This window comes from Blautia hominis, assembly GCA_002270465.1.
GTDB classification, from domain to species: domain Bacteria; phylum Bacillota; class Clostridia; order Lachnospirales; family Lachnospiraceae; genus Blautia; species Blautia hominis.
On sequence record NQOF01000008.1, the window covers coordinates 138435 to 156537 of the forward strand.

An 18103-nucleotide genomic window follows, 5' to 3' on the forward strand; every position below is an offset into this window, starting at 1 on the left:
GGAACCTTACGGAATCAGACTTGTTTATTCCATAAGTCCCGGCGGGACAGTCCATTATTTTTCACTGCCTGCCGCCAGCCCATCTCGCCTGCCAGCTTATATAAAATCCTGGGGAAATTAGGGGAAAAGCATATATTTTCTCCGGTTTCCTTATGGGAAATCCAATCCGACAGTGTATACAGTGCACTGGAAAGGTTCTTTTTAGGTCCCTGTCCGGCAGTTATACCGCTTATCATGGGAAGCATTCCTCCTGCACCGATCCCAAGGCCGCCGCCCCAGATAACACCGGCTCTGGCACACCAGGCTTTCACGATATCCAGGGCAAGTGTATTTTGATGTCCTTCGTAAAATCCACAGTTTGCCATGGCATAGACCGTACAGGTTTGAGAAAAGGCGGCATTTTTCAGATATTCCTCCAACGAAATCAGGCATGATAACAGGTGTGAAGGAAGAGAATCTACATAGAGAGGAAATGCAAAGACCATCACATCGCAGTCCTGCAGAAGTTCCAAATCATTTTTGCATGGCTGTTTCTTTGTGAAATGCAGATTTACTATTTCATGTTCAGGGGAAAGCAGGGTCTGCAGCTCTTTTAATATCAGGCCGGATGCGCTGTCCTTCACCTTGGGACTTCCGTTGATCAGGGATATTTTCATAGTTTTAATGCCTCCATTTCTTGAATGGAATCCAGAAACGTGACGGACTCCACCGTAGAGTAAAAGTTGACTGTATTTGCTTTCACTAATTTTTCCGCGGTTTCTTTTTCTTTGGGCGTGATATCATTTCCGTAGAAAATGACCTTCAAGTCAAAGTCTCTTTTATACCGCTGCCGGTGATGCATTTCTCCGTTTTTGACAGTAAAATATGGATGGATATAGGGGATACTCCTGTCCAGAACATTTTTGACAAAGGGGCTGTAACTGCCGTAAACGCATTGGCTGATGATCAGCATCTCACTGCACATTGCAATGTTTTTTCCCATCTGCCCATAGGTGTCCTTGATGATACAGACGCCGGGTGTCTTCAGCCAGCATCCGAAACATCCGATACAGGGGTGTATGCTTTCGTTATCCGTTATCACCATATCCTCAGCAGTAATTTGCGGAAGGACCCTCCTAAGGGTATCTTCGGCCAAATCATGGATGATCAATTTCATTTCAGTTTTTCCTCCTTTATCTGATCAAGAAATGCATAGAATGCGGAGTTGACCAGTTCATGGATTTCCTCATCCGGAATATCCGCAGCCCCGGTAGCTATCATGGAAGCGATGCCGTGTGTGTACAGCATCATATGCAGATAAAGCCGCTTGGCGGCCGCTTCACTGACCGATAAGGTTTTCATGATATCCTTGGTGACATCCTGCCTTGCACATTGCCTGTAAATACCTTCCACGCTGCTGACATACATATATTTCGATAAAAACAGGAAGCAGAACAGATGTTTTTCATCTCTGGCCAATCTAATATGGCATCGTCCGATAGACGCAAAATAATAGCTTTTGTCCGCATTTTTTTCTATATATGCAGTCAAATATTGCTGTGTATACAGAAATAAATCCTGCATAAGCTCCGACATATTGGCATAGCAGCTATAGATAGGCTGTACGGAACAGCCGGCCTGGGTGGCAATGCTCCTGGCATTCACAGCTTCATGTCCCTGTGTGCGCAGAAGGGTAAAGGCAGCATCCAGGATCATTTTTTTTGTGATCTTTTGTTTTGGCATCTTTTTTCCTCTAATATTACGATTGTTATATAACTTATGTTATACAGTGCTATGGAAAATTTGTCAAGTGGTTAGGAAACAAAAAGATTGCCAACCAAACTGATGTTTGGTAAAATGATAAATAGAGTCATATAGGTTCGTGTACAGGTGGGAGGTACGGATATGGAACAGATGACATTGTTTGATGACAGGGGACAGAGCGCTCCTCTTGCCAGCCGGCTGCGGCCGGAGTGCCTGGAAGATTTTGCAGGGCAGGAACATCTCCTGGGGAAGGGGAAGATGCTGCGCCAGCTTATTGAGCGGGACCAGATCTCATCCATGATCTTCTGGGGACCTCCGGGCGTGGGAAAGACCACTTTGGCAAGTATCATTGCAGGCAGAACAAAAGCTGACTTTATTAATTTCAGTGCCGTGACCAGCGGGATCAAGGAGATCAAAGACGTCATGAGCCATGCGGAGACCGGCAGGCGGATGGGGATACGCACGGTTTTATTTGTGGACGAGATCCACCGTTTCAACAAAGCCCAGCAGGATGCGTTTCTTCCCTATGTGGAAAAGGGCAGTATCACACTCATTGGAGCTACCACGGAGAACCCTTCTTTTGAGATCAATGCGGCTCTGCTGTCAAGGTGCAAGGTTTTTGTGCTGAAGGCCTTGGAGGAAAAGGATTTGGTGAAGCTTTTAAAACATGCCCTGGAGAATCCGGCAGGGTTCGGCGGTCAGAACGTGGATATCTCAGAGGAACAGCTCACAGCGATTGCAGCTTTTGCCAACGGTGATGCCAGAACCGCTCTCAATACCCTGGAAATGGCAGTTTTGAACGGAGAGATCACCACAGAGGGCATTACAGTGACCAGGGAAGGGATGGAGCAGTGTATAAGCAGAAAGTCCCTGTTATACGATAAAACGGGGGAGGAGCATTACAACCTCATATCTGCCCTGCACAAATCCATGCGGAACAGTGACCCGGATGCAGCTATTTACTGGATGTGCCGGATGCTGGAGGGTGGGGAAAACCCCCTTTACATTGCCAGAAGGTTGATACGTTTTGCCAGTGAAGATATCGGAATGGCGGACAGCCATGCCCTGCAGGTGGCAGTGGCGGCTTATCAGGCATGTCATTTTCTGGGAATGCCGGAATGTGATGTGCATTTGACGCATGTGGTCACATATCTTGCCATGGCGCCCAAATCCAATGCCTTATATGCAGCTTGTGAGCAATGCAAGGAAGACGTGAAGAATAAGAGAGCGGAACCGGTACCCTTACAGCTTCGCAATGCGCCCACAAAGCTTATGAAGGAACTGGATTATGGGCAGGGCTATGTTTATGCCCATGATACGCAGGAAAAATTAAGTACCATGCAGTGTATGCCGGATTCGCTGAAGGACAGGCGTTATTATCATCCCACAGAACAGGGGGAGGAGAAGAACGTCAAGGAGCGTTTGGAGTCTGTGCTCCGGTGGAAGAAAGAACATTCGTGAGTGTTCAGCTCCTTTACCGTTACAAAGACTTATAAAAATAACGGAAAAACTAAAAAAACTGAAAAATAAAAAAGAAGCTTTGTAAAAATCAGGAAATTCGTTTATAATAAAGATATAAAAACCGGTGAATACAAGGAGGTATTGTGTATGAAACATTATGAACTGATTCATGAGATCTATAACCTGTGTGACGGACATCCGGATTCCCAGATCAAAGAAGTGGATGCCGATGACCTGGATGTTTACATGGAAGGTATGACCAGCAAAGTTTCTACCTGTGAAAAGACAGAGCGTGAGGATGGTTCCGTTGTGTATGAAGTTGTGACCAACGGCGTAAAGGAGAGATATACCTTTACAGAGGTGTGAGAACGGGGGAGATGCGAGTGATCGCATCTCCTTTTCGCACGGGAGATCAAGAGGAATGGAAATGGACAGGAGGGCCTTATGTGCGGCAGATACTATATTGATGAGGATACGATCAGAGAAATGGAAAAACTGGTGCGCCAGATTGATAAAAAACTGCTGGAAGATCATAGCCGGGATGTATTTCCCTCCCAGAGCGCACCGGTGGTTACAGGAAGGGCCGGGGAACTGTGCGGCGAGGAACTTGCCTGGGGATTCCCCGGGTTTGAGAAGAGCCGTGTGATCTTTAATGCAAGGCAGGAGACGGCACTGGAGAAGAGAACATTTCGTGACAGTCTTCTTCTCCGCAGATGTGTGATCCCGGCCAAAAACTTCTATGAGTGGAATAAGAAGAAAGAAAAATATACCTTTACAAGACCTGACGGCAGAATATTATATTTGGCTGGCATTTACGATCAGTATGGGGAGGAGGAGCGGTTTGTGATCCTGACCACTGAGGCAAATGACTCTATGAGCCGGATTCACGACCGAATGCCTTTGATCCTGGAGGAACGGCAGATCCGGGACTGGATTTTCAGCAGACAGAAAGCAGAGGCTATCCTTGGACAGACGCCGGTTATGCTGGATAAAAGTACAGAATATGAACAACAGACACTGGACCTGCAGTAGCAGGTCCTTTTTCCATGAATCACCTATTTAAAAAAGAACATATGTTCTGATATAATTTATACAGGAATAGAATGTAATGAGGTGATAAAAATGGAGAAGATCATATTTCATGTGGATGTGAATTCTGCTTATCTGTCCTGGGAGGCGGTATACAGGAGAAAATACAGAGGTGAGACTCTGGATCTGCGGGATATCCCTTCCGCAGTGGGAGGGGATGTGAACCAGAGACAAGGGATTATCCTGGCAAAATCCATGCCCGCAAAGGCATATGGTATCCGTACCGGGGATTCTGTCTGGGAGGCTCGGCAAAAATACGGGCCTCTCACGATCGTGCCTCCGGACTACAGCCTGTATGACAGAAGTTCCCGGGCCCTTTTAAAGCTTTTAAGAGAATACTCTCCGGATGTGGAACAGTATTCCATTGATGAGGCTTATATGGATATGAGCGGAACAGAGAAACTTTTTGGCCCTCCGATACAGGCGGCAGATACCATCCGCCAGAGGATTGGGGAGGAACTGGGGTTTACAGTCAATATCGGCATATCAGAAAACAAGCTGCTGGCAAAGATGGCTTCGGATTTCAAAAAGCCGGACAGGACCCATACACTCTTTGTAAATGAAATTCCGCAAAAGCTGTGGCCCCTTCCGGTCAAGGAACTGTTTTTTGTGGGGAGGGCCTCGGCGAAAAAACTTTATAATCTGGGTATTTACACAATCGGGGATTTGGCACAGACAGATGTGGAGATCCTGAGAAGGCATATGAAGAAACAAGGGGAGCTTATCTGGAATTTTGCCAATGGGAGAGATTTTTCCCTGGTGGAGGCTGTGCCGCCGCCGAACAAAGGATATGGAAATTCCACCACCATTCCCGTAGATGTGACCACATCCTCCCAGGCCTCTCTGGTGCTGCTGGCCCTGGCGGAAACAGTGGGAGCCAGGCTCAGAAAGGATGGGAAGAAGGCGGAAGTGCTTTCTGTGAGTGTCAAGGACTACCTTTTCAGGACGTCCTCCCATCAGTGCAGGCTTCCGGCTCCCACGAATATTACGGAGGAACTGCACCGCCATGCCTGCAGGCTTTTTCTGGAACTATGGGATGGGTGTCCTGTCCGGCATCTGGGTATACACACAGGCAGGATCCGGGACTGGGATGCCATGCGGCAGATGGAACTTTTTGACACAAGGGATTACGGAAAACTGGAGCGGCTGGACCGGGCTGTGGACACCATACGCAGGCGGTATGGCATGGATGCGGTAAAGCGGGCCGTGTTCCTTGATTCGCCTATTGACCATATGAGCGGCGGGATATCCAGGGAGAAGCGTTACCGCTGCGACCACTGAAAGGAGAGGAGTTTATGGCATTTGGCACAGACATTCATATGGAGAAAGCCGATGCGGGAAGTATCCGGGGAGAACAGGAGAATATTGCTGTGGGCTGCTGGTTCACCAGCAGAGGGGATACCAGCCTGCAGCTTTTAAAATACCAGGATGAGGAGGGGCAGATCCACACCATCCGCCATATCCATGTCATGAGCAGAGAAGAAAAGCATTATAATGGAATCCCCACACTGGAGTATATCTGCAGGATAGAGGAAGGGGGATATGAGGCGGAAATAAAACTCCTCTTTTTTTTGGAGGAGCATCGCTGGGCTATGGTTAAGCAGACAGGGAAAGGGGCGGCCGGGGGGTGACGGCCAAAACAGGAGAATCCTCCGGCGGCCTTATAAAATCCGGCAGCCGGGGGATCTTTGACGCAAATCAGGAGATGCAGAGATGAAAATACTGTTCCAATATAGGCAGGAATTCTTCCTCTGTGATCTGTCGGACGGTTTTATTCCCATTTTCCGAGAGGGTGAAGGTATCCCCGATCAGGGAGACGCTTCCCTGAAGTGTCCGCAGATTCACCATGCGAAGACGTGGAAAAACGGAGTGTTCGTGGGTGGAGGCAAAGGCATTTAAAGCCACAAAATCAACAGGCTCACAGGGAACCGGGGAAAAACGCATAACAGTGGAAAAAGTATCTTTGGAGCGGTAGAGAAGATTCCACCAAAAAGCATCCACCTGCTCAAGCCGGAAGGTCTGTCCCTGTATACACTCCTCCCAGCCGTCAAGGAGAGGCAGAGCGCCGGCCGGCATGGGGCCGCCGTATCCCACGTCGCAGAAATACTGCTGTCCGTCCATTTTGACAAGGTTGATGCGGTGGGAGATGGGAGGAACAAACTCGTCATCACATTCTCTCAAGATCCTGGACATACACGGTGTGACTTCATAACCGCAGGCAGTGAGCAGTGAGGCGAACAGGGCATTCAATTCATAGCAGTATCCGCCCCTTTTTCTCAGTATGACTTTTTCGTACAGGGAGGAGATGCTTAAGGAGGTGGTCCTTTTAAATTCACATACATCCAAATCCTCAAAGGGAATATGGAGCTGGTGCGAATAAATGAGAAGATCCAGATTTTTTTTGTCAGCCGCAGGCAACGCGGCAAGTCCCAGACGCTTTAGATAGGGCTCTTTCTGGGGAAGAGGTTCATACAATTCTTCGTACATAGCGATACGATCCTTTTCTCTTATTGTATTTGCATACCGCGGGCCTGAAGCTGCGGAGCCATCCGGCGACAACCGGGTCAGACTGCGGTTTATGCAGTCTGTACCCTGAAGGGCAGAACTGTGCATGCTTTTGCTGCTATGAAGCCGGAAGGCTGAATAGTAACTTTCCCGCGGAAGATCCATAAATCAAGTATAGCATATACGCAGGATATATGGTACTATTTTGATGACTGTAAACAGGAGAAAAAAGGAGCTGGATCAGCAATGAGAGACAATGAGATTCTGATGATACATGGAAAAGATCACAAAGACATGACAAAGCGCCTCCTTACAGAGGCGGAGCTTGCTGCACGGATACCGGACAGGAGATGCCGTATTGGAATTAAGCCTAATCTGGTATCTCCCACGGAGGCTTCTTACGGAGCTACCACACATCCGGAGGTGGTGGCAGGGATCGTGGAATACCTGCAGGAGAGAAAATATGGAAATCTGGTGATCCTGGAGGGTTCCTGGGTGGGGGACCGGACCGCTGAGGCATTCCGAGTGTGCGGATATGATGTGCTGGCAGAGAGATACGGCGTGGAGCTTCTGGATACCCAGAAGGACAGTACCACCTCCTGTAACTGTGCAGGAATGGATCTGCAGATCTGTGACAGTGCCCTGGCTCTTGATTTTCTTATCAATGTGCCTGTGCTGAAAGGCCATTGTCAGACAAAGATCACCTGTGCGTTGAAGAATATGAAAGGCCTGATCCCCAATAAAGAGAAACGGCATTTTCATGCTATGGGACTGCACAAGCCTATCGCCCACCTGAACACCGTGCTGCACCAGGATTTTATTGTGGTGGACAACATATGCGGGGACCTGGATTTTGAGGACGGCGGCAACCCGGTGGTGATGGACAGGATCCTGGCAGCCGCTGACCCGGTGCTCTGTGATTCTTATGTATGCCATCTGCTGAATTATGAGACGGAGGAGGTTCCGTATATAAAAATGGCGGAAGGACTTGGTGTGGGGAGCGCGGACTTCCGAAAGGCGGTGTTCAGGACCTGCAACGAACAGGAGCATTTAGTCCATGTGCCTGCTAAGAGAAAGATCGTGGAGCTTCAGGACGCTGTGGAGGAGGTGGAATCCTGCAGTGCCTGTTATGGCTATCTGATTCCCGCGCTGGATCAACTGAAGGAGGAAGGGCTTTTCGGAAAACTGAAGACAAAAATCTGTATCGGGCAGGGGTTCCGAAAGAAATCAGGTGAATTGGGGATAGGCAGCTGTACCGGATGCTTCCGCCACTCCCTGAAGGGATGTCCGCCTACAGAGGACCAGATCTATGAGTTTATAAAAGCGTATATAGAGCAACAGGAATAAAAGGAGGGGCGCCCTTGCAGACAAAACTGCAGGGCGCCCGTTTTATGGGTATTGATCAAAAACTATCTTACTGTATTTATTGATCTCTTCGGTTACTGTCTCATAGACACCCGAGAAGGTGCTCATGGGGAGTCCCTGTGAAGTGTTGGGGATGAAATATAGCCTGCCGTTTTCATCACAGGCACGGCGTACCTCTCTTGCGATCACTTCTCTGGTCCAGCCTTCATAATCCACTTTGGCACTGTCTATGCCGCCCATAAAAGAGATTTTTCCTCCGTATTCTGCGATCAGATCCGGAATATGGTTGGAACACATGACTCCCTGCCATACGTCAACTCCCATCTCGATCATATAAGGCACCAGAGTGGCTGCATAGGAATCGGAATGGTGCACGATCACATCCACACCCATAGATCTGTACAGCCCATAAATCTTTTTATAGGATGGAAGATAGAACTCTTCAAACATTTCCGGTGATAGAAAAGTGGAAGTCTGGCTGCCCCAGTCGTCGTGATGGAACAGGGCATCCGGTTTTAAATGCGTACAGATCTCCTCCGCTAGGGACAGCTCAAATTCGGTCAGATAATCAATCAGCTCATGCATATATTCCGGTTCCTCATAAAAATTGATGAGGGTATTCTGAATCTCGCCCAGATGATGGCACTGTTCAAAAAGTCCGGGAGCAGCAAAGGGCGTGGCAAAGTATTCCTTACGGTCTACTTCCTCGGCCTGTTTGACAAAAGGCTCCCATTCCGCATCGGAATATTTCGTATTGGGAGCATGTACATCATCTCTCCAGTGCTTGATATCCTTGATGACGATCGTTTCCGGTTTATGGACCGGGAAAGGCCCCGGTGTTCCGGCAGGCCAGGAGTTTACCACACCCCAGTCGTTTACCACGTCCAAATCTCCGGGATTGGGCATTGGATTGTGCATCATAACAGGATTGTAAAGTATCCGGAAAGCTTCATACTGGTTGACAAAACGGTCAGGTCTGCCCCCGTGGATGGTTTCCAGGAAATTTTCTCTTTTGGTCAGCATACAAGTTCCTCCTGTGAAGGGGTGTCTTACTGTTCGGTCTGTTTCGGGAAGGGGTTGTAGATCAGGAATACAACGCCAAGAACCGCAATGATCACAGTTTCCACCAGCAGAGGAGAGTAAATATTTTCACCGCAGATGGTTTTCAGCAATGAAAGCCAGAAGCTGCTCAGGAAACCGCCCAGGTTCATCAATGCCATGATAATAGAGGTTCCGATAGCCACTGTGGAAGGCGGAGTGCGCATGCCAACCAGTGTGAAAGCAGCAGGCATAATGACTGAAAATGCAAATCCGATCAAAATAGTACCTGCGGACATAACTGCCATAGTTTTTCCTATGTAGATACAGTAAGCGCCGATGGCCCAAAGGAAGAAGGCAATAGGAAGGCAGAAACGTTTCATCATCTTAAATATAGTACCGAACAGGAAACCGGCCACACATCCGGCAACTGTATAGAGAGACAGGGCAGTTGCAGCCATGGTTGCACCGCCGGCACCCTTCATTTCAAACATCAGAGACATATTCAGCATTACAGGATAGTTCAGTACATTGAACAGCAGGAACAAAATGGCAATGGCATAAACAAATGGTGATATTTTGTCTTTTGCCGCCGGTTTTCCGTTGGTTTCAGGCTGAACTGGCGCTTTTGCCGGTTCAGGCAGGAAAATCAGACATACGATAGAGATAATTCCCAGAAGGTGTCCGAAAAAAGTGGTTTTCCAGCCCACATCAGCCAGTGCGCCGCCAAGCATCTGCAGCACAATTCCGCCGCCGTTCATGAGCAGTGTGCCGTATCCCAGGTAAGCCGCCTGTTTCTGGCCCTCATACAGGCCGATGATCAGAGCGTTTCCAAGAGGAGCCATAAGGCCGAGGCCGATGCCCACCAGTGCCCGTGTCACTAAGATAAAGGCAAAGGAGCCGTCCACGATGGCGGGAAGTGTACCGGAAACAGTGAAGATGATACAGCCGGTCAATGCCAGGGTGCGGTATTTTACCTTTTTTCCTGCCACAGTACCTGCCCATAAGGTGGCAAATACCACGAAGAGGGTAGGCAGGGTGGAGATCAGGGAGAAGTTATTGTCAGGAAACGCGGCTGCCAGTTTCGCCATGGCAGGCGTTACCACAGTGAATCCCATGGATATAAAATAAAGAGATAATATGGCTATGGTCTCTTTGAGGCCAACCTGGTTTTTAGAAGTGCTCATATGCAGATCCTCCTTTTTCTTTTCGCTCTCTTATTTTTGTGTTGTGGACAGTTGGTTTCGCTTTTTTCCGGAAAGTACAGCAAAATCGTTTTTCTGCAGCTACTGTTTGAAAGTTGTGCAGAATTGCCGTGCAACTACTATACATAGATTATAAGAAAGTGGGAAAAGAAAAACTACGGTTGGGAAATACGAATTTTTATCAAAAAGAGGTAGATTATTCGTACTGTAAAAGAAAAATAGCAGATATGTATAAAAAACTTAAAAAATTGCAGGAGCCTGTATAGAAAAAGATACAGACTCCTGCAAAAATGCCGGCAGATATGCGGTGTGAAAATTTACCCAAAGAGTTTTAAGATACGGATGGAGAGCTTCATATAATCCCGGGTATAGCCTTCCTCCAGATTGCAGCTGAGTTCCTCCGTCATCTTTTTGATCCGGTATACCAGTGTATTCCTGTGGACAAACAATTCCTCTGAGGTGTGCAGAAGAGAACGCTCATTGTTCAGGTAGGCTTCCATGGTGCGCACCCGGTCCGTGGGCTGCTTCAGATCCAGACGGTGGAACCGGAGGATGTCCGGATGGCAGGCTGCCAGGAGAACATCAGGGGTACTGTTTTTGATAATATAATCAATGGCCCTGGGATAAAAATCATAATAATGTTTGTCAGGCTGCCTTTCTTCCAGGGCAAAGAGCGCCTGTTTGTAGTGAAACCGGAGATCTTTTAAAAAACAGGCCGGAAGACTGATGCCTGCGGCCATGTGGTTGTGGCGGACAAGCCGGCTCAGACGGTGCTTCAAGGTATCGCTAGTCTCTTTCTTTTCATTATAGAGAAGCACCACGCCGCCGTCCAGACAGAAGATCTCACAGTGGGGAAGCTGTTGGGATATCATATGGGCAGCCAGAAGAAGTACCTGTTCTTCCAGAACCCCGTTCTCCCCGTGAAAGACCCAGAGACCGTAGGTATCCTCTGTGGACCAGTCATTGACTTCCAATTGTCGGTCAAGTTCTCTGTCACCGACCGGTATTCCCTTGATCAAATCACGGAAAACACTGTAGTGGTCACTGTCCGGAGGGGCCGCGGGACCCGTTTTCCCCATGGAAACAGCCAGAAGCCGTGTGATGCGGTCCAGAAGCTGGCAGTCCCCGTGGTTCAGTCTCCGGTTCCGCTCCACCAAAGTGATGCGTCCGCACTGTGCATGGTCATAATAGATAAAGGAGGAGAGGCAGTCAGAGAGGGCCTTCCGGTCAAAATGGTATTTGGTGGCACCCTGGTTAAAGAAATTCTGGTCTGTGCAGTCACGCCGCATGAAACGGATGCTGTCAATGGAACTGCAGCCATATTCCATAAGATGCGCCCACTCCTCATCCACATAGACCTCCTTATACTGTCTGCTGTATGCCAGAACATTGCAGTTGGCATCAAGAAGGACCATAGGATTGTGAAAGCAGTGCCAGCTCTCATCCAGGATCTTCTGATAATCACACTGTTCGGCAGCGGCAGTTATAGAAGCATCCCAATCCTCATAGAAATCAAAAATACCCTGGATAATTTCAAATGCTTCGTCAAATTGTATGTCTTTTAGTTTGATGATGTCATTTTCCCATTGGCAGATCACATCATTTCCGCTGGGAAACACATAAACACAGTTGGTAGCATAGGCACGTCGGGCGCTTTTTAAAACAGCAGGCGTGTTGTCACTGATCTGAGATTCCGGATTCAGCGGCTTGAGCCTGTTGGCGATCATCCACATACTTAGTTTCATAATAAAAATCCCCCTGTTCTGCATAGGCCGGTCACACTCACCGCTTATATTAAGCGGGAGTTTTCCTGATGAGGTGAAAATGCAGCTTTGTATCAAAGTATAATACAATCTTAAAAGAATGTCGAGAGCTGTCGAAAGAGAAAAGAATAAAAAAGACTGCTGTTCACTCCGTGTCCGGTAACACGCTTCGGGATGCACAGATATGGACATTCTGCCCCATATCGCGCTGCCTGCCTCGGGATTTTCATGCTTCCGGCATGAAAACGCCTCCCGGTACAGTGGTCTGTGAACCGTAACTAAAAAGGCCTGCCGGATTTTAATTTCTCCGGCAGGCGCAGTGTCAGGTGTAATGAGAGAGGAACCTTGTATGGGTTACATTTTCTATTCCGTCCAGAATGATCTCGTAAGCTGTCCGGGCCTCTTCTTTTGTGAGCTGTCTCGTGTCACACAAAGGATATTGAAGTCCCAGGTTATCGTATTTGACTTTTCCCATGGAATGATAGGGGAGCACTTCCACGGCTTTTAGATTTTTTAGGGAACCGAGAAAAATACCCAGGGAAAATAGAGAGTCCCGGTCAAAGGTAATACCCGGTACAGCTACATGGCGGACCCAGAGAGGAACCTGGTGGGTGTCCAGATACCTGGCGAAATCCAGAATGTTTTTGTTGGAATGTCCAGTCAGGCTTTTGTGCTCATCTTCCCGGATATGCTTAAGGTCCAGCATCACCAGATCGGTAGCTTTTAAAAGCCGCTCTGCCTTTTTCAGATAATCCGGACTGTCTGCCCGGAATGTGACGCCGGAGGTATCCAGACAGGTGTGGATACCCTGGGCTTTGGCCTTTTCAAACAGTTCAGTCAGGAAGGGAAGCTGTAAAAGAGGCTCCCCTCCGGTGGCGGTCAGTCCGCCTGTGGCGTAAAAGGCACGGTTCCGGTCCATAGATGCGATGATCTCCTCCGTATCCATGAGGGTGCCTTCCCCCGGCTTCCAGGTATCGGGATTGTGGCAGTACAGGCAGCGCATGGGACAGCCCTGGAAAAATACAACATAGCGGACACCCGGTCCGTCCACGGTCCCGAAACTCTCCAGGGAGTGGATATATCCTTTCATGTGGACACCTGCCTTTTCCTATATATTCTGGTGGAAGGTTCTGGAGATTACTTCATCCTGCTGTTCTTTTGTCAGTTTGATAAAGTTTACGGCATAACCGGATACGCGGATCGTGAGCTGGGGATATTTTTCAGGATGTTTCTGTGCATTCAGAAGGGTATCCCTGTTAAACACATTTACGTTCAGGTGATGTCCGCCCTTTGCTGCGTAGCCGTCCAGCAGTGCCACCAGGTTTTTTGCTGCATTTCCGTTTTTGCCAAGAGCATCCGGTACGATGGAGAAGGTGTTGGAGATGCCGTCCTGGGCATCCATAAAGGGCATCTTAGCCACAGTGGCCATGGAGGCAACCGCACCGTTGGTATCCCGCCCGTGCATGGGATTGGCTCCCGGTGCGAAGGCTTCTTCGGCTTTTCTTCCGTCCGGGGTGGACCCTGTGTTCTTACCGTAGGACACATTGGAAGTGATGGTCAGGATGGATGTGGTGGGAACACCTCCCCGGTAGGTGTGGTTTCCTTTGATGTACTGCATAAAGGTGTGGAGCACATCCTGGGCAATCCGGTCTGCGCGGTCATCGTCGTTTCCGTATTTCGGAAAATTCCCTTCAATCTCAAAATCAACAGCGATCCCCTGTTCATTGCGCACGGGTTTTACTTTGGCGTAACGGATGGCTGAGAGGGAGTCTGCCACAACGGAAAATCCGGCGATCCCGGTGGCGAACCAGCGGCGGACCTCCTTATCATGAAGGGCCATCTGCAGGCGTTCATAGCTGTATTTGTCGTGCATGTAATGGATGATGTTCAGGGCATTTACATAGACACCTGCCAGCCATTTCATCATATCCCTGTATTTTTCCATCACTTCATCATAGTTAAGATATTCGGACGTAATGGGACGGAATTTCGGTCCCACCTGCTGGCCGGAAATCTCATCCACGCCGCCGTTGATGGCATAGAGCAGACATTTGGCCAGGTTGGCACGAGCGCCGAAGAACTGCATCTCTTTGCCAATGCGCATGGAGGATACACAGCAGGCAATACCGTAGTCGTCTCCGTGTACCGGGCGCATCACGTCATCATTTTCATACTGGATAGCAGAGTGGCGGATGGAAATCTCGGCACAGTATTCCTTAAAGCTCTCAGGAAGTCTGGAGGACCATAAAACAGTCAGGTTCGGCTCCGGAGCAGCACCCAGATTGTCCAGGGTGTGAAGGTATCGAAAAGACATTTTTGTCACCAGGGGACGGCCGTCCAGCCCCATGCCGCCGATGGATTCCGTTACCCAGGTAGGGTCTCCCGCGAAGATCTGGTTGTAGTCAGGTGTGCGGGCAAAGCAGACAAGGCGGAGTTTCATAATAAACTGGTCAATGATCTCCTGTATCTGGGACTCCGTATAGGTTCCTTCCTTTAAATCCCTTTCTGCATAGATATCCAGGAAGGTGGAAGTACGGCCAAGGCTCATGGCGGCTCCGTTCTGTTCCTTCACGGCTGCCAGGTAAGCAAAATACAGTGCCTGTGTGGCCTCAAGTATGTTCTCGGCAGGCCCGGAGATATCACAGCCGTAAATGCGGGCCAGTTCCTTCAGCATTTTCAGTGCACGGATCTGCTCTGAAAGTTCCTCCCGTTCACGGATCACATCAGAATACATGATACTGCGGGTGGTGGCTTTTTCTTCCTCTTTCTCCTCGATCAGGCGGTCTACCCCGTAGAGGGCAGCCCTTCTGTAATCGCCGATGATGCGCCCTCTGCCATAGGCGTCCGGAAGTCCGGTTATAATGTGGTTGGAACGGCAGGCCCGCATTTCAGGGGTGTAGGCATCAAACACACCGGCATTGTGGGTCTTTCTGTGTGCGGTGAAATATTCCACTACTTCAGGATCCACATGGTAGCCGTTGTCCTCACAGGCTTTGACCGCCATTCGGATACCGCCGTATGGCTGCATGGAGCGCTTCAGCGGTTTGTCTGTCTGCAGTCCCACGATCTTTTCCTTGTCTTTATTCAGATAACCGGGGCCGTGGGATGTGATCGTGGATACGATCTTAGTGTCCATATCCAGAACTCCGCCCTTTTCCCGTTCTTCTTTTGTAAGGGCAAGAACCTGCTGCCACAGATCTTTTGTGTCCTCAGTGGCTGATTTGAGAAAGGTTCCGTCCCCCTCGTATGGTGTATAATTCTGCTGGATAAAATCCCGTACATTAATTTCTTTTTCCCAGGCACCGCCTGTAAAGGTTCTCCATTCTGTTCTCATAAAGTAATTACCTCCTGCTGTAATCATGAATCAAAGCTGGCAAAATTATGTGCAGCAGCCTTAAAGAAAAACAAGTTACCAAATATTTCCAAATTGTATATTGTATACAAAGTGTAACCTGTGCTATATAAATATCACAGTCGGAAGCCACTTGTCAATCTGGATTAAAAAAGTATTGAATAAAATACAAAAGGAGGGGGCAAAGAAGGCTTTTTGTAGTTGAAAGCGGCAAAGTATAATGATAAACTAGAACCATGAAAAAGGGTAACCGTTCCGTGCCTTCACAGTTGCAAGGTGAATGGTTACAAAAAAGGAGGCATTACACATATGTTATTTATAGAGTATCCAAAATGCAGCACCTGCCAGAAAGCAAAGAAATGGCTTACAGAGAAGGGAATAGAGTTTGAGGACCGCCATATGATAGAGGAAAACCCTACGAAGGAGGAACTGGAGACATGGTACCGTGCAAGCGGTCTGCCGCTGAAACGTTTTTTTAACACCAGCGGCATGAAGTATAAAGAGCTGAACCTGAAAGAGAAGCTGCCGGACATGAGTGAGGAAGAGCAGCTTGCGCTGCTTGCCACGGACGGTATGCTGGTAAAACGTCCGGTACTGGTGGGAGAATCCTTTGTTGTCACAGGATTTAAGGAAAAGGAGTGGATGGAGAAACTCGGTCTGTAAAAATGAGGTGCAAAGATGGCGATTGAAAAAGTAAAGGAGTATTTTAGCGGTTTCGGCATGGAGGGACGTATACTGGAATTTTCTCAGTCTTCAGCCACCGTAGAGCTGGCAGCCCAGGCTGCAGGATGCGAACCGGCCCGCATTGCCAAAACCCTGTCTTTTCTGGTGGACGGCGGGACTGTGCTTGTGGTGATGGCAGGAGATGCCAGGGTGGACAATAAAAAATTCAAAGAGTATTTTCACACGAAGGCTAAAATGCTTTCTCCCGATGAAGTGGAAGCCAGGACAGGACATGCAGTGGGCGGAGTATGCCCATTCGGAATTCCGGAGGATGTCCGGGTGTTCCTGGATCTCTCCATGAAAAGATTTAAGACCGTATTTCCGGCCTGCGGAAGCGCCAACAGTGCCATAGAATTGTCACTGGAGGAGATGGAGCGATACGCAAAAAGCCAGGGATTTATAGATGTATGCCGGGGATGGCAGCCGGAACCCTCGTCTGTTTCGGAACCCTCGTCTGTTTCGGAGTCCTTGTCTGTTTCGGAGCCGCTGCCTGTTTCGGAATCCGCGCACGTTTCCCCGTTCCCGCCTGTTCCGGAGCAGCCGCAAAAGTATCTTGCCCGTATGCCGGGCGGCTTTTTTATCTATGAGGCTGAGGAAGGTGAGAAGATCACTTATGTCAATGACAACATATTAAAGCTTTACCGATGCGATGATATGGAGGCTTTTGTAAAGCTCACCAACGGTTCTTTTAGAGGCATGGTGCATCCCAAGGACTTGGAGCGTGTGGAAAGCGAGATCAAAAGGCAGATCGCATCCGGTACATACGACTACGTGGAATACAGGATCTGCTGCCAGGATGGTACTGTATTGTGGGTTGAGGATTACGGGCGGCTGGTGGAGGATGAGAACGGCAGACATTATTTTTATGTTTTTCTTGTGGATGCCACGGAAAAGATCAGGCTGAGAAAGCTGGTGAACCGCAGGGATCACCTGCAGAGAATTCTCACCACACTGGCGAATGACGTAGATTTTGACATCCGCTGCAAAAACTGTACCGTTCATGTCTACGGCTGTTTTGAACAACGGTTCGGAAGACCGCCCCGGAAGAAAGACTTCGTACCTTTCATGTGTGAGAATTGTGAGAAAAAGGGAGAACTCAAGTTGATGGTCCACAATCATCCCATGGAGGAACCGCGTTTTGATAAGGAAGAGCAGGATGTGGTCGTGGTGGACGGGGAGGGCAATAATCTGTGGACCAGATGCCAGATCGCCCATTTCAAAGGGCAGGATGACGGTTTTGACAGAAAGATAGGCAGGATGCTGGACACACATGAACAGACCATGAGGGAAATCTATTACCGCCAGGGAGCGGAAAAGGACTGCCTCACGGGTATCTACAACCGCAGATCAGGAGAGCGTCTTATCAAACGGCGTCTGAAAAATATGGAGCGTATTTCCTCCTGCATGATGATCATGCTGGATGTGGATGGGTTTAAAATGCTCAATGACACCTATGGCCATCCGTTTGGGGACAACATTCTTCTCCAAGTAGCATGTGCCCTCCAGTCTACCTTCCGGAAAAACGATATCTGTGCCCGTATCGGCGGAGATGAATTTATGGTGTTTTTGGAGGGGGTGAGGGACAAAGGCGTTTGTCTGAAAAGGCTGCAGCAGCTTGTTACCTATACGCTGCAGGATGAGAGTGTGGAACAGTATAACGTGACACTTTCCGCAGGGGTATCTTATCAGACAGGAAATAAGCTTTCCTATGAGGAGATGTACCGGCGTGCGGATGAGGCCCTGTATCAGGCAAAGCGTGCGGGAAAACGTTCCTTCAGGGTATATAGTGAAAATGATGCTTGACAGAAAGTATTGTGTCGTTTAGAATGATATCTGCAGAGTGTTCTGCAAGAGAATGT

General features: G+C 48.7%; 17 protein-coding genes and 1 pseudogene. 9 read left to right on the top strand and 9 right to left on the bottom strand.

Features of this window, described 5'->3' with window-relative positions; all coding sequences use genetic code 11:
- Positions 1–14: 14 nt before the first annotated feature.
- The 3 genes from CI595_RS22190 to CI595_RS22200 are packed head-to-tail and all read right to left on the bottom strand — an operon-like array spanning position 15 to position 1722.
- The gene (locus CI595_RS22190; protein WP_095175800.1) at positions 15–656 is read right to left on the bottom strand and encodes a flavodoxin family protein; all 642 of its coding nucleotides are present in this window, start codon (positions 654–656) and stop codon (positions 15–17) included.
- Positions 653–1156, bottom strand: coding sequence for a flavodoxin family protein (locus CI595_RS22195; RefSeq protein WP_095175801.1), 504 nt, complete (start codon positions 1154–1156; stop codon positions 653–655). The genes CI595_RS22190 and CI595_RS22195 overlap by 4 nt, the downstream gene beginning before the upstream one ends.
- Positions 1153–1722, bottom strand: a complete 570-nt coding sequence (locus CI595_RS22200; RefSeq protein WP_095175802.1) for a TetR/AcrR family transcriptional regulator — start codon at positions 1720–1722, stop codon at positions 1153–1155. The genes CI595_RS22195 and CI595_RS22200 overlap by 4 nt, the downstream gene beginning before the upstream one ends.
- Positions 1723–1884: 162 nt before the next feature.
- Here CI595_RS22200 and CI595_RS22205 point away from each other — a divergent pair, with 162 nt between their 5' ends.
- The 5 genes from CI595_RS22205 to CI595_RS22225 all read left to right on the top strand — a co-directional run bounded on the left by CI595_RS22205 (position 1885) and on the right by CI595_RS22225 (position 5924).
- The gene (locus tag CI595_RS22205) at positions 1885–3204 is read left to right on the top strand and encodes a replication-associated recombination protein A (protein ID WP_095175803.1); all 1320 of its coding nucleotides are present in this window, start codon (positions 1885–1887) and stop codon (positions 3202–3204) included.
- A gap of 147 nt (positions 3205–3351) precedes the next feature.
- Positions 3352–3570 carry an acyl-ACP--UDP-N- acetylglucosamine O-acyltransferase gene (locus tag CI595_RS22210; protein ID WP_095175804.1) on the top strand — a complete coding sequence of 73 codons (219 nt, stop codon included), beginning with the start codon at positions 3352–3354 and terminating at the stop codon, positions 3568–3570.
- A 78-nt stretch (positions 3571–3648) separates the two neighbouring features.
- Complete coding sequence (locus CI595_RS22215) at positions 3649–4236, top strand: SOS response-associated peptidase (protein ID WP_095175805.1); 588 nt, start codon at positions 3649–3651, stop codon at positions 4234–4236.
- Between the two features lie 90 nt (positions 4237–4326).
- Positions 4327–5574: a DNA polymerase Y family protein gene (locus CI595_RS22220; protein WP_187144054.1), complete on the top strand. Its 1248-nt coding sequence runs from the start codon at positions 4327–4329 to the stop codon at positions 5572–5574.
- A 14-nt stretch (positions 5575–5588) separates the two neighbouring features.
- Positions 5589–5924, top strand: coding sequence for a hypothetical protein (locus CI595_RS22225; RefSeq protein ID WP_095175806.1), 336 nt, complete (start codon positions 5589–5591; stop codon positions 5922–5924).
- A 67-nt stretch (positions 5925–5991) separates the two neighbouring features.
- Here CI595_RS22225 and CI595_RS22230 read toward each other — a convergent pair whose 3' ends face one another.
- Positions 5992–6780 carry an arylamine N-acetyltransferase family protein gene (locus CI595_RS22230; protein ID WP_162291949.1) on the bottom strand — a complete coding sequence of 263 codons (789 nt, stop codon included), beginning with the start codon at positions 6778–6780 and terminating at the stop codon, positions 5992–5994.
- 264 nt (positions 6781–7044) lie between these two features.
- Between CI595_RS22230 and CI595_RS22235 the strand changes: the two genes are divergently transcribed.
- Positions 7045–8145: a DUF362 domain-containing protein gene (locus CI595_RS22235; protein ID WP_095175808.1), complete on the top strand. Its 1101-nt coding sequence runs from the start codon at positions 7045–7047 to the stop codon at positions 8143–8145.
- A gap of 42 nt (positions 8146–8187) precedes the next feature.
- Here CI595_RS22235 and CI595_RS22240 read toward each other — a convergent pair whose 3' ends face one another.
- From CI595_RS22240 to pflB, 5 genes are all read right to left on the bottom strand, one after another.
- Positions 8188–9186, bottom strand: coding sequence for a uroporphyrinogen decarboxylase family protein (locus CI595_RS22240; protein WP_095175809.1), 999 nt, complete (start codon positions 9184–9186; stop codon positions 8188–8190).
- Between the two features lie 26 nt (positions 9187–9212).
- Entirely contained in the window at positions 9213–10388 is a 1176-nt protein-coding gene (locus CI595_RS22245) for an MFS transporter (RefSeq protein ID WP_095175810.1), read from the bottom strand.
- A gap of 335 nt (positions 10389–10723) precedes the next feature.
- Positions 10724–12151 (bottom strand): PucR family transcriptional regulator, encoded by a 1428-nt coding sequence (locus CI595_RS22250; protein ID WP_162291950.1) that lies wholly within the window; start codon positions 12149–12151, stop codon positions 10724–10726.
- 340 nt (positions 12152–12491) lie between these two features.
- The gene (gene pflA / locus CI595_RS22255) at positions 12492–13259 is read right to left on the bottom strand and encodes a pyruvate formate-lyase-activating protein (RefSeq protein ID WP_095175812.1); all 768 of its coding nucleotides are present in this window, start codon (positions 13257–13259) and stop codon (positions 12492–12494) included.
- A gap of 18 nt (positions 13260–13277) precedes the next feature.
- Complete coding sequence (gene pflB, locus CI595_RS22260; RefSeq protein ID WP_095175813.1) at positions 13278–15503, bottom strand: formate C-acetyltransferase; 2226 nt, start codon at positions 15501–15503, stop codon at positions 13278–13280.
- 327 nt (positions 15504–15830) lie between these two features.
- Here pflB and CI595_RS22265 point away from each other — a divergent pair, with 327 nt between their 5' ends.
- The 3 genes and pseudogenes from CI595_RS22265 (at position 15831) to CI595_RS22270 (ending at position 18047) form a co-directional block, all read left to right on the top strand.
- Positions 15831–16184 carry an arsenate reductase family protein gene (locus tag CI595_RS22265; RefSeq protein WP_095175814.1) on the top strand — a complete coding sequence of 118 codons (354 nt, stop codon included), beginning with the start codon at positions 15831–15833 and terminating at the stop codon, positions 16182–16184.
- Positions 16185–16199: 15 nt separating this feature from the next.
- Positions 16200–16667 (top strand): annotated as a pseudogene (locus tag CI595_RS27210) (YbaK/EbsC family protein); the annotation flags it as partial.
- A 138-nt stretch (positions 16668–16805) separates the two neighbouring features.
- Positions 16806–18047 carry a sensor domain-containing diguanylate cyclase gene (locus CI595_RS22270; RefSeq protein ID WP_279233398.1) on the top strand — a complete coding sequence of 414 codons (1242 nt, stop codon included), beginning with the start codon at positions 16806–16808 and terminating at the stop codon, positions 18045–18047.
- The last annotated feature ends 56 nt before the right edge of the window (positions 18048–18103 follow it).